The organism is Duganella sp. CF458, assembly GCF_900113115.1.
Classification (GTDB): Bacteria; Pseudomonadota; Gammaproteobacteria; order Burkholderiales; family Burkholderiaceae_D; genus Rugamonas.
Genome location: NZ_FOOF01000012.1, coordinates 186,105 through 198,493, shown reverse-complemented (window position 1 = coordinate 198,493; position 12,389 = coordinate 186,105). Strand labels below are relative to the sequence as shown.

The window sequence follows — 12,389 nt, the reverse complement described above, 5'->3', positions numbered from 1 at the left end:
TTCATGAAACGTATTTCTCTCATCATGAATCGAAATTGGATCTTTCTGCCGCGATGCAGCATCATTCACCTGTCTCCTCTATTCTCCTCCAAGAAAATAGAATTCGGGCCCGCGGATAGCGGGCCTTTTTTTTTGCCGCCCTTGGTGTAGCATTGCCCATATTGATATCCCGGCACTGATACAAACATGGCGCAAATCGCAGGTGAAAGCATGGCAACCCAGGACTGGTCGCGCGCCGACCTCGGCCCGCAGGAGACCTGGCCGCAGGCTTTGGGGCTGACGCTGGACATCATGCTCAATACGCCGCTGCCGATGCTGCTGATGTGGAGCCGCCGGCAGATCATGCTCTACAACCAGGCCTACGCCAGCAATGTCGGCACCGCCAGCGCGGTTCCGCCCGGCGGCACTGTGCCCGCCATACCACCGTCCGCCTGGAGCTGGAACCCGCAAGCCATCGAACAAGCCTGGGCCGGGCAAAGCCTGGTGTTCCCGCGCCAGCCACTCAAGCTATGGCGCGATGGCCATGTGACCGAAGCCAGCTTCGACCTGCATTACACCCCGGTGCGCGGCGTGGATGGCGAAGTCGCCGGCATCCTGTGCACCCTGGCCGCCGCCAGCGCCGCCGCCCTGCCCGCCGCGGCCGCCAATGATGGCCACCTGCGCATCCTGGTGGTGGAAGACAACCAGGACGCCCAATACCTCGTGTGTGAAATGCTGCGCGCCTTCGGCCATATGGTCAGCGCTGCGGCCAACGGCGAAGCGGCGCTCGAGCTGCTGGCCAAGGCGGAATATGATGTGCTGTTCAGCGACGTCAGCCTGCCCGGCATGAGCGGCGTCGAACTGGGCCGCACTGCTCTCAAGCGCCAGCCACGCCTGCGTATCGTCTTTGCGTCAGGCTACAGCCAGTCTTTGACCAGCCACCTCGACTTCCCCGCCGTTTCCATGCAGAAACCCTATGACATCGAACAGCTGCAACAGGTGTTGCAAGGTTTGCATTAGGCAATGGTGCGGCGGCAAGTTGCTTGCCAAGGCTACAATCGAATGCTATGAGTCCCGATCCCCGCACGCACAATGTACTGGATAGCATGGGTGACGGCTTTGCCGTCGTTGCCAGGGACTGGACCGTCCAATACCTGAATCCCAAGGCGGCCGAAATGCTGCTGCCGCCGGTGCCCGCCTTGCGCGATCCGCGCGGCCAGGTTCTATGGAAAGCCTTTCCGGCGCTTGCCGGCGGCGCGCTGGAAGCGCCGCTGCGACGCACCCTCGAACAAGGCTTGCCGGCCGCCTGCGAACTGTTCTACCAGCCCAGCCAGCGCTGGCTTGAAGTGCGCGCCTGGCCCTCGCCGCTGGGCATGACCTGCCTGCTGCTCGACATCCACCAGCGCAAGCTGCACGAGCGCGGCCTGCGCGAGAGCACCAACCGGCTGCAGGTGGCACTGGCAGCCGGCCGGCTCGGCGATTGGGAATGGAGTGCGGCCACCGACCAGGTACGCCTGGGCCGGCGCGCCGCGGAAATCTTCGAGCTGCCGGCCGAAATCCCGATCACCTGGCCGCTGCTGCGCGAGCGCATCGCGCCGGAAGACTTCTATGTGGTCGAACAGGCGTTCTCCGACGCGGTGCAGTCGCGCCACGATTTCAATGTCGAATGCCGCATCCGGCACCGCGACGGCGCCACCTGCTGGCTGTCCGTGATCGGCCATGGCGATTTCGGCGACGACGGCCAGTTGCGCGGCGTGATAGGCATGATGCAGGACATCACGGCACGCAAGTCGACCGAGGACGCCCTGCGCAACAGCGAGGAGGAATTGCGTGCGCTGGCCAACAGCATGCCGCAACTGGCCTGGATCGCCAGCAGCGACGGCGCGATGATGTGGTACAACGAACGGTGGCAGGAATATACCGGCATGGACGACCAGCACATGCTGGGCGAAGGTTGGCGGCAGGTGTATGCGCCGGAAGTCATCCCCGCCATGCTGGCGCACTGGCGCCTGTCGGTGGGCAGCGGGCGCCCGTTCGAGATGGAATTTCCGATCCGCGCGCGCGACGGCCAGTACCGCTGGTTCCTGACGCGCGCCAACGCCATGCGCGATGCCAGCGGCCGCATCCTGCGCTGGTTCGGCACCAGCACCGACGTCGACCAGGTCAAGCGCGTGCAGGAACAACTGCGCGATGAAACCAATATCCTGGAACTGCTGAACAGCACTGGCACCGCCCTGGTGCAGAACCGCGACCTGCATTCGCTGCTGCAGGATGTCACCGATGCCGCCACCAGCATTTCCGGCGCGCGCTTTGGCGCCTTCTTCTATCACGGTGCCGAAGGCGACGGCGGCAAGCAGGCCATGCACACGCTGTCGGGTGCGCCGCCGGAAGATTTCCAGGGCCTGCCGCATCCCCAGGTGCGCAGCGGCCTGGCCGTGCCGGTGCTGGCACGCGCGGGCGAGGTGGTGGGCACCTTGTTCTTCGGCCATCCCGAACCGGAAATGTTCAACGAGCGCACCGAACGCATCGTCAGCGGCGTGGCAGCCCAGGCCGGCATCGCCATCGACAACGCGCGCATGGTCGATGCGGCCCAGCGCGCCGCCGAAGAGCGCAAGGTGCTGCTGGACCGCGAGCGCAGCGCGCGCGCCGAGGCAGAACGCAGCAGCCAGATGAAGGACGAATTCCTGGCCACGCTGTCGCACGAACTGCGCACCCCGCTGACGGCCATCCTGGGCTGGGCCCAGGTGCTGCGACGCGGCAACCGCACGCCGGAAGAACAGTTGCGCGGCCTGGAAACCATCGAGCGCAATGCGCGCGCCCAGGCGCAGTTGATTGAAGACTTGCTCGATATGGGCCGCATCACCTCCGGCAAGGTCTTGCTGGACATGAAGCTGCTGATGCCATCGCAGGTGGTCGACGCCGCGCTGGAAGCGGTGCGCCCGGCAGCCGAAGCCAAGGGCATCCGCCTGGAACGCGACTTCTCCGCCACTGGCCACGTGGCGGGCGACGCCAACCGGCTGCAGCAGGTGGTGTGGAACCTGCTCAGCAACGCGCTCAAGTTCACGCCGCGCGGCGGCACGGTGCGCGCCTCGATCTGGGCACATGAGGGCCATATCGATATCACGGTGACCGACAACGGCCTTGGCATCCGCCATGAATTCCTGCCCTATGTATTCGAGCGCTTCCGCCAGGCCGATGCCTCGACCACGCGCCGGCACGGCGGCCTCGGCCTGGGCCTGTCCATCGTCAAGCACCTGGTGGAGCAGCACGGCGGCACCGTGTCGGCCGCCAGCGAAGGCGAAGGCATGGGCTCCAGTTTCAGCGTCCGCTTGCCGCTGGCAAGCGGCGAGATCCGGGCGGCGCGCATGCATAGCCCAGCACGCGGCGGCAGCGCGCCGTTGCCCGAACTGGGCTTGCGCGACCTTGATGGGCTGAAAGTGTTGCTGGTTGACGACGAGGCCGATGCGCGGGAGTTGATCAGCCGAATCTTGCGTGACTGCAACTGCGACGTCCAGTCCGCCGCCAATGCCGCCGAAGCGCTGGCCCTGGCACGCGGCGGCCGCTACGATTTGCTGGTGAGCGATATCGGCATGCCCGATGTTGACGGATTTGAATTGTTGTCGAGAATTCGCGCCTTGGGCCACGCGCGCGGCGGCACCCTGCCCGCCATTGCCCTGACGGCCTTTGCCCGCCCCGAAGACCGCCTACGTGCACTCGAGTCCGGCTTCCTCGATCATGTGCCGAAACCGATCGAACCTTCTGAACTGGTAGCCACTATTGAGCGCGTCTGCGTTGCTAGCAAGAGTGGATGAGGACTACCCCAGCACGGGAAAATGTCCTACAAGAAACTGGCGAAATTTTTGCTAGACTGGTTGATGACACGTGCGCCGCGGCAAACTGTCGCAAGATACACTGAGAGTCCAGTTCCCGAGACCGCCATGCCAAGCCCTGATGAGATCCTGAATGCCAAGATCTTGGTAGTTGACGATTGTGCAGACAATATCGACCTGATGTTGGAAATCCTGCGCGATGCCGGTTATACCAATGTGACGGCCACCATGCTACCGGAGCAGGTTTGCCCCCTGCACCGCCAGCATCGTTACGATCTGATCTTGCTCGACCTGCAAATGCCGGAACTGAATGGTTTCCAGGTCATGAAAGGCTTGAAAGAAATCGAACAGGAAGGCTACCTGCCGGTGCTGGCCCTGACTGCCCAGCCCAGCTTCAAGATCGCCGCCCTGGAAGCGGGTGCGCGCGACTTCATCAGCAAGCCCTTCGACCTGCTCGAAGTGCACAAGCGCATCCACAATATGCTGGAGGTGCGCCTGCTGTACAAGGAGCTGGCCTCCTACAGCAAGCAGCAGCAGGAACTGGCGCTGCACGATCCCTTGACCGGCCTGCCCAACCGCCGCCTGCTGGAAGACCGGATTGCCACGGCCTTGCAGCACGCCGCGCGCCAGCAACGCCGCGCTGCCGTCATGTACCTCGACCTCGACGGCTTCAAGGCCATCAACGATACCCATGGCCACGCTTATGGCGATGAAATCCTCAAGCAGGTGGCGCAGCGCCTGGTCAATTCGGCGCGCAAGGAAGATACCGTGGCGCGCATCGGTGGCGATGAATTCGTGATCGTGCTGGGCGAAGTCGGCACCCTGGCCGACGCGCAGGAACCGGCCAGCAAACTGATCGAAGTGGTGGCCCAGCCTTACGTGGTAAATGGCTTGACGCTGCAGCTGTCGACCAGCCTCGGCATCGCGCTCTATCCCGACGACGCGGCCACGGTCGACAACCTGATGCATGCGGCCGATGCGGCACTCTACGAGGCCAAGCGCACCGGCAAGAACCGTTATTGCGCGGCCGCCCATTGCGACGCGGTGCACACGCCGCAAGTCCACGTCACCGCAGCATGAGGTTGGCAACATGATGCCGGCAGCCTGATGCGCCAGGCCGCCCTGCGGGTTACGGTGTGGTTTCAGCCTCGCGACCGATTTCAGTCGACTCTTCGACTTTGCCGGCATGCTGGTGGTCTTGTTGCGCATCGACTTTTTCCGGCGCCACTTCAATGCGCGTGATGCCGGCATCGACCGAGATCGGATCGCTGGCCGGGAACGTCATCTCGACTGCATCGTCCAGCAATTCCTCCTTGGCCTTGTCGGCAGGCGCAAGCTGCTCTTCGTCGGCCAGGATTGAAATGGCGCAAGCCCAGCGCACGAAATTGAGCTGCGCCAGTTCGCGCACCGTGCTCACGCCGAACGCGGCGTGCAGGGCCTTGGCATCTTTGGGACTCAGGCCGCGCAAGGCACTGACGGGCGCGTCGGCCAATTCGCGGAAACTCTTGCCCACATACTCTTTGTCAACGATGGTGTCGATATTCATGGTCACTCCTCCATTGGACGAGTTTTCACTATGGCAGCAGGGCTGCCGCCTGACTGTGCGCGTGCGTACACAGCGGGTGTTCGATTGGCATGGGTTCTTTTGACACAGTAAATAGGCACGGCTATGATCAGACTGGTGGACAAGCCCAAGATCCTCGTCGTCAATGACGACGCCAACAGCCTCTTCGCGCTGACCAACCTGCTCCAGCAATGGGCAGCCCAAGAGAATTATGAAGTGGTCGCCGCGCGCTCTGGCGAGGAAGCCTTGCGCGAGGTGCTCACGCACGACTTCGCCGTGATCTTGCTCGATGTGAACATGCCGGGCATGGACGGCTTTGAGACGGCCGAAGCGATTCACCAGCGGCCACGCTCGTCGGACATTCCCATCATCTTCATCACCGCCTTCGTGGCCGACGAACTGGATCGCCTCAAGGCCTACCAGAAAGGCGCCGTCGATTTCCTGTTCACGCCGGTGATCCCGCAAGTGCTGTATGCAAAGATCAGCGTCTTCGTGTCACTCGCCACCAAGAACGAAGAGTTACGGCGCCAGGCGCGCCAGCTCAGCCAGCGCACCACCGACCTGATCGCCAGCAACCAGCGCCTGCTGCGCGAAATCGAAGAACGCAAGACGGCCGAACGCGCCAGCCATGCCAAGGATGAATTCCTGGCCATGCTGGGCCATGAATTGCGCAACCCGCTGTCGGCCATCAGCAGTGCCGCTTCACTGATCGGCTTGCCCGGCGTGAACGCGGACAGCGTGAGCCACGCCAAAAAAATCATCCAGCGCCAAAGCCGGCACCTGGGCCGTATCGTGGACGACTTGCTTGACCTGAGCCGCGCCATGTCGGGCAAGATCTTGCTGAACCGCCTGCCGCTGGACCTGTCCGCCCTGCTCAAGACCACGCTGGAAACCTTCCGTGCCACCGGCCGGCTCGAGGATTACCGCGTGACAGTCGAAATCGCGCCAAGCTGGGTCAACGGCGACGCGACCCGCCTGGAACAGGTGATCAGCAACTTGCTGGACAATGCATTGAAATACACGCCACCGGGCGGGCATATCGAGCTGCTGTGCGATGTCGACGATGGCGAAGTGACGATCAGCGTGCACGACAGCGGCGTCGGCATTTCCGCCGACCTGCTGCCGCAGGTTTTCGATGTTTTCGTGCAAGGCACCAGCACGCTGGACCGCGCACAAGGCGGCCTCGGCATCGGGCTGTCGCTGGTGCGGCGCCTGGTGGAACTGCACGGCGGCAATGTGTATGCTGAAAGCGATGGCCCGGGCGAAGGCAGTACTTTCACCTTGCACCTGCCCTGTATCGAGCATGTGACTGAACCAAAGGCAATCCCCATGGATACAAGCGAACAGCCGAAACCAGCCGTGCTGCTGGTGGAGGACAATGACGACGGCCGCGAAATGATGGCCATGATGCTGGGCTGCTACGGCTACCCGGTGCAGCATGCGGCTGACGGCTTCCAGGGCCTGGCCAAGGCCGCGGCGGACCGGCCCGATATCGCCCTGGTCGACATCGGCCTGCCGGGCATCGACGGCTATGAAGTGGCGCGCCGCATGCGCGCCAATCCGGATACCCACCACATCCGGCTGATCGCCCTGACCGGCTATGGCCTGGCCGACGACCAGCGCCGCGTGATGGATGCCGGCTTCGACATGCACCTGGTCAAGCCGGTCGACGTCGACCAGCTGTTGCGCGCCATCGACGAATGCCTGGCGCGCAGCCCGGCTGCCATGCGCTCCTGATCAGGCGCGCACCCGGCCGGCCTGGCTGCCGGGCGCTTGCGGCAGGCGTGGCGGCACGAAGTCGATTTCGTCCTTGCGCGCCTCGATCTCGCCAGCCATGGTTTGCAGGTCAAGGCCGGCCTTTTTCGCCAGCGGGAACATCTCGCCCTCTTCTTCCTTGACGTGGTGATTGATGTACTCGCCCAGCACCTTGACCTTGGCGTCGAACAGCTCGTCGTGCGGCTCCATCTCGCCAATCTGGGCGATCAGGTCCTTGGCGCTGGAATGCTCGACCGTTGCCTCGTCGACCAGGTCCTCGGCTTCTTTCGACGCGGCGCGCATGGCCGGATAGAAGATTTCCTCTTCCGCTGTGGCGTGCTTGGTCAGTTCGAGGCAGATCTTGTCGGCCAGCTTCTTTTTGCTGGTGAAGGCGCGCTCACCCAGTGCCTCGAATTCCTTGAACATGGCTTTGACGTTGGCGTGGTCCTGTTTCAGCAAAGCAATGGCATCTTTCATTTCGCATCTCCTCTGGTGAGCTGTCAGATTGACAGGCGCACTGCTGGCTGTATGTGCGCCACCCCACCACCATCCTCATGTATGATCAAGGCAATAAACATGGACTGCCAAACATATGTCTGCCGACACGGACGCCGCTGAATTGCGGGAGTTGCTGGGTTACGTCAACAATTGCTGGGACGACGAGCGGCGCGCCTTGTCGCGCCAGATGCACGACAGCCTTGGTTCCTCGCTGACGGCACTGACCATGCACCTGGGCCTGTTGACCTCCAAGCTGCCGCAGGAACCCGCCTTGCTTGACCGGGCGGCGCAAATGAAAAACCTGCTGCACAACATCATCGAAACCAACCGCGGCATGCAGCACAAGCTGTGGAACGACAAGCTGGAATTCCTCGGCTTGCGCGTGGCGCTGGGCGAACTGGTAGCCCAGTTCGGCACCGAACACCTGATGAAAGCCCACTGCAGCCTGCCGGAAGACGAGCCGGCCTGCCCGCGCGCGCACCGCGTGGTGCTGCTGCGCGCCGCGGAAGAAGGCTTGCGCAACGTGGCCACCCATGCCCGCGCCGGCAAGGTCGAGGTGATTGTCGACGACATGGACGACAACATCGTGCTGATGGTGAAGGATGACGGCGTCGGCCTTGGCCAGGCCGCCGTTGCGGATGGCGACTGGCAACACCACCACGGCTTGCGCATGATACGTGAACGCGCCATTTTCCTGGGCGGCTCGCTCTTGCTGGCAGCCAATGGCACGCAGGGCGCCGCGCTGACAGTGACCCTGCCCAAGCCCCCCATCAGCTGAGGCCTAGCGCTTGCTGCCGCGCCTCAAGGCCATCCAGGCCGACAGCGGCAGCGCCAGCGCGCCCATCCCGAACCAGAGCCAGATGGGCACGTGGAAGCCGTGCTCCAGTTCGTACGCCTTTGCCGGCGCCATGGCGCGATGCACTTCAGGTGCCGCAGGGTTGTAGTACACCGCGATGCTGTCGCCTAAGCTGCGTTGTGCGCAGCCGGCGGGGTCGCGCACCGGGCCGCGCCGGCGCTTGCCGTCCAGCTCGAACTCATACCACCACTGGCCATCGTGATGGCATTCGAGTACCACGACACGGCCCGCCGCGGTCGCATGGTGGCGCGCCAGCTCGGCCAGCTCGGTGGCCCGGTTATAGCACCCGCCCAGCGCGGCAGCGGCTGCCGCCCCAAGCAGCAGCGCCCTCAATGCAGCTTGACCAGCGGCGTGGCCCGTTTGACCAGGAAGCGTGCCACGGCCAGCACGCCAGTGCGGATGGTGCCGAGCACCGCCTGGTGGTGCAGCAGGTGTAGGCTGACGTACATCATGCGCGCGAAGAAGCCTTCAACAAACCAGTTGAAGCCACGCAGCGATCCCATCAGGCTGCCGACCGAGGTCGACTGGCCAAACGAGACCAGCGAACCATAGTCGCGGTATTCGTAGGGCTTGCCTTGCGCCGGCTTGCCCTTCACCTGGCGCATGAAGGTCTCCAGCAGGTAATCGGCCTGCTGGTGGGCGGCCTGGGCGCGCGGCGGCACCGGCTTGCCGTCGGCGCCCAGGCATTGCGCGCAATCGCCCAAGGCGTACACGCCCGGCACGCCCTTGACCTGCAACTCGCCGGTGACTTCGATCTGGCCGCCCTTGGCGGTCGGCAAGCCCAGCGAGGCCAGGAAAGCCGGCGCCTTGATGCCGGCCGCCCACACCACGATATCCGATGGGTAGCTCTGCTCGCCGACCGACACGTGGTCTGCTGCGATCGCGGTCACGCGGCAATCGGTCACGACCTGGATGCCACGTTGGTTGAGCAGTTTCAGCGCCGCCTGCGACACACGCTCCGGCAGCGGCGCCAGGATGCGCGGCGCGCCTTCCAGCAGCGTGATGCGCACATCGCGGATCGGGTCCAGGTGGCCGAAGCCATAGGAAGTGTAGACCCCGCTGGCTTCGCGCAATTCCGCGGCCAGCTCGACACCGGTGGCGCCGCCGCCGATGATCACGACATCGACGCCGGAGGCGCCCTGCTGCGCACCTTTCTGCAATGCGGCGCGCGTCAGCAGCTTGAGCAGGGTCAGGCGGAAGCGCTCCGCATCTTCGGTCGCGTTGAGGGAAATCGTGTTTTCGGCCGCGCCGGGCACGCCGAAATAATTGGAAGTACTGCCGACCGCCATCACCAGCGACTGGTAGCCGATGCTGCGCTCGGGCAGGACGGTTTCGCCGCCTTCGCTGGTAATTGCCGCGACGGTGATGTGCTGGTTGGCACTGTCCAGCGCCGTCATGGCGCCGTAGACATAGGTGAAGCCATTGTCGTGCGCCAGCATCTGGTAGGACAGGCCTTCCTGGTGGATGTCCAGGGTGCCGGCCGCGACCTCGTGCAGCGATGGCTTCCAGATATGGTAAAGCCGGCTATCGACCAGCATCACCTGTTGCGGGCCGAGTTGGCGGCCCAGTTTGCAGGCCAGCTCCAGGCCGCCTGCCCCTCCACCTACGATCACATATCTGCTCTGCAAACAGTTCTCCTGTTATCGGTGGGGAGCGGGCTGCCGGCCCGGCTATGCCACCGGGTTAGTCTTTATGCTTGCCGTGGCCGTGGCCATGGCCCTTGTCTTTGTGCTTGCCATGGCCGTGACCGTGGTCATCGTCGTAATCGCGATCGCGGCGGTCATGGTCGCGGTGGCGATGCTCGTCGCGGTAGCGTGGCGCGTACTCATTGGTGTACCACTCGTCGCGCACGAAATAGACGTTGCGGCCGCAAGCGTTATACCTGCCGCAATGCTTACCCCAGTTCTTGGCATGGCCTGGCGGAACGCGCAGATACAGCGGCTCGGCGATGATGCGGGCCGGGCGCTGGATGATCACTGGCTGCGGGTACAGCACTGGTGGCGGTGCCATATTGCCAATGTCGATGCGGCCGAAAAAGCCTGGCTGGCCGACGGTGACGGAAACGCCCACGTCCTGGGCGATGGCAGAAGTGCTGAGTGCCAGCATGGCGGCGGCTAAGAGCTGGGTCTTCATGGTCGTGATTATATAAGTTGTTGAAAAAGTGCGTTGCCTGCCATTTATTGTACCAAAGCAAGAGAGTGACTTTCGTTCGGTAACGAACGCAGTTGCCATACCGCAACAAGATCAGACGTGGGCGGCCATTGCGCTGCGCAGTTGGGAAATGGCGTGCTGGGCCTGACCGATGACCTTGTCGGCAATGCGTTTGCGCACCGCCTGCACGCGGCCGGCGGCTTCCGCTTCCAGCATCAGCGGCGTCAGCAACTGGGTTGCCGATTCGTGGAAGCTGGCGGCAATGCGGTCCAACTGGCGCCCGAAGGCGGCCTGCACTTCCTGCAGCCGCTTGCGCAGCTCTTCCTCGAAGGCGCGGCGGCGGTCCAGGATTTCCGAACGCTTGCGGCGGCCGGCATCGGCAAACCATTTGAAGGCGCCGGCCAGCAGCACCGCGCCGCCAACGAAGGGGGCGGCCGGCGCCACCACCGGCAGCACCACGGCAACCCCGAACAGGTAGGCTGCGGTTCCGGTCCCGGCAGCCGCGACGGCACTGCCCATCAAGGTGAAATTGGCGGCGCTGTCGACCGTCTGCGCCAGGCGGGTGCCGACGCGCATGCGCGGCATCAGGCGCGCCAGGGTGGCGTGGTGCTGGCGTTCGAAGACCGTGCTCTGGGTCAGGCGGATATCGGACTGGAACAGCGACAGGTCGTGCTGCAGCAAGTCCAGCACTTCTTCCTTGCGCTGCACCACCCGGTCAAGGCGCGATTCCATTTCCTTGCCGAATTGCTCGCCGCTGGCGCGCTCACTGACTTCCGGGTGGCAGGCCAGTGCCAGTTCAATGGCGTTGCCGGCGTCGTGCACGGCATCGTCGATGTCCTGGTTCAGCATGCGGCGTTCGTAGGCAATGCGGGCATCGACCAGGGCCAGGCGCTGCTGTACCTGCTGGCGCAGTTGCTGGGCCGTGCTCAACAGGCCTGCGGCGCTGGCTTCGCAGGCCAGCGGCGAGCTCTCGTGCTCGCGGTAGCTGTCGATGCCCTGGCAGATCGTCGACACGGCGCGCTCGACGGCGGTATGCAGTTCTTCCTGGCTCATCAGGCCGCCGTTATAACCGCGGGCGTGATTCAGCAACTCGGCGTGGCCCATCGAGCGGCCGAAGTCGGCCACGGCGTCGGCCAGTCCCCTGCCCTTGACCAGCTTGCGGGCCTGGTTGCCTAGGTTGCTGAGCAGGCGGCGCTCTTCTTCCGGTGGCAGGCCGAATAACTGCTCCGGCGTGAGCTTGATGTGCAGGGCTTTGGCGACTTTTTGCGCCAGGGGCCGGGCGGCAGTGCCTTGCAGCGCCAGCAGCGGCTTCATCAGGTTGAAGGCCTTGTGGCGCGCAGGGTCGGCGACAGTCGGGCTGGAACGCGCCAGGGCTTGCAGTGCCCAGTCGACGCTGATGCCGCATTCGATGGCGTTCAGCACGATGGCGGTGAAGACGGCGGAAGCGCGGCCATCGCCGGCCAGGTCGGTCACCGCGGCAAATTGCGCCAAGGTCAGCGCGCCGTCGGTGCTGGCGATGGCGCCGACGGTGCGGGCCAGGTTCGAGGTAAAGCTTTGATCGGAGGAAAGATGTTCGTCGAGGCCACGCAACAGGACAGCGTGCTCGGGTGCAGCCGGCGCGGGGGCGGCTGGTGGGGTGACGCTCGCGGCTCCATAAGTGCTTTGCACAAATTCTCCGTTCGCTCAGTCAGGTTAATGGCATTCTAGACCAACTGAGCTCAGCACCCAAACAGTTTGCATGCGCAGTTTGCATGCG

At 64.0% G+C, this 12,389-nt stretch carries 11 protein-coding genes; 5 read left to right on the top strand and 6 right to left on the bottom strand.

Translation table 11 applies throughout. The features are described 5' to 3' along the window. Positions 1–186 precede the first annotated feature (186 nt). The 3 genes from BM269_RS19605 (at position 187) to BM269_RS19595 (ending at position 4,889) form a co-directional block, all read left to right on the top strand. Positions 187–999 (top strand): response regulator, encoded by an 813-nt coding sequence (locus BM269_RS19605; protein ID WP_090440745.1) that lies wholly within the window; start codon positions 187–189, stop codon positions 997–999. A 47-nt stretch (positions 1,000–1,046) separates the two neighbouring features. After that, positions 1,047–3,791 carry an ATP-binding protein gene (locus BM269_RS19600; RefSeq protein ID WP_090440742.1) on the top strand — a complete coding sequence of 915 codons (2,745 nt, stop codon included), beginning with the start codon at positions 1,047–1,049 and terminating at the stop codon, positions 3,789–3,791. 126 nt (positions 3,792–3,917) lie between these two features. Continuing rightward, positions 3,918–4,889: a diguanylate cyclase domain-containing protein gene (locus tag BM269_RS19595; RefSeq protein ID WP_090440739.1), complete on the top strand. Its 972-nt coding sequence runs from the start codon at positions 3,918–3,920 to the stop codon at positions 4,887–4,889. 49 nt (positions 4,890–4,938) lie between these two features. Here the strand turns inward: BM269_RS19595 and BM269_RS19590 are convergent, their stop codons facing one another. Continuing rightward, positions 4,939–5,355 carry a hypothetical protein gene (locus BM269_RS19590; protein WP_090440736.1) on the bottom strand — a complete coding sequence of 139 codons (417 nt, stop codon included), beginning with the start codon at positions 5,353–5,355 and terminating at the stop codon, positions 4,939–4,941. A 123-nt stretch (positions 5,356–5,478) separates the two neighbouring features. Between BM269_RS19590 and BM269_RS19585 the strand changes: the two genes are divergently transcribed. Next, positions 5,479–7,110 carry a response regulator gene (locus BM269_RS19585; protein WP_229204711.1) on the top strand — a complete coding sequence of 544 codons (1,632 nt, stop codon included), beginning with the start codon at positions 5,479–5,481 and terminating at the stop codon, positions 7,108–7,110. On the opposite strand, the gene BM269_RS19580 is transcribed toward BM269_RS19585, so the two are convergent. Continuing rightward, positions 7,111–7,605, bottom strand: coding sequence for a hemerythrin domain-containing protein (locus BM269_RS19580; protein WP_090440733.1), 495 nt, complete (start codon positions 7,603–7,605; stop codon positions 7,111–7,113). A gap of 115 nt (positions 7,606–7,720) precedes the next feature. On the opposite strand from BM269_RS19580, the gene BM269_RS19575 reads away from it, so the two are divergent. Beyond that, positions 7,721–8,404: a sensor histidine kinase gene (locus tag BM269_RS19575; protein ID WP_090440730.1), complete on the top strand. Its 684-nt coding sequence runs from the start codon at positions 7,721–7,723 to the stop codon at positions 8,402–8,404. A gap of 3 nt (positions 8,405–8,407) precedes the next feature. Here the strand turns inward: BM269_RS19575 and BM269_RS19570 are convergent, their stop codons facing one another. The 4 genes from BM269_RS19570 to BM269_RS19555 all read right to left on the bottom strand — a co-directional run bounded on the left by BM269_RS19570 (position 8,408) and on the right by BM269_RS19555 (position 12,301). Then, on the bottom strand, positions 8,408–8,815 hold the full coding sequence (locus BM269_RS19570) for a DUF3592 domain-containing protein (RefSeq protein WP_090440727.1): 408 nt from the start codon (positions 8,813–8,815) through the stop codon (positions 8,408–8,410). Next, on the bottom strand, positions 8,812–10,110 hold the full coding sequence (locus BM269_RS19565) for an NAD(P)/FAD-dependent oxidoreductase (RefSeq protein ID WP_090440724.1): 1,299 nt from the start codon (positions 10,108–10,110) through the stop codon (positions 8,812–8,814). Before BM269_RS19565 ends, BM269_RS19570 begins: the two co-directional genes overlap by 4 nt. Positions 10,111–10,165: 55 nt before the next feature. After that, entirely contained in the window at positions 10,166–10,615 is a 450-nt protein-coding gene (locus BM269_RS19560) for a hypothetical protein (RefSeq protein WP_090440720.1), read from the bottom strand. Positions 10,616–10,726: 111 nt separating this feature from the next. Beyond that, entirely contained in the window at positions 10,727–12,301 is a 1,575-nt protein-coding gene (locus BM269_RS19555; RefSeq protein ID WP_229204710.1) for a hypothetical protein, read from the bottom strand. Positions 12,302–12,389 lie beyond the last annotated feature (88 nt).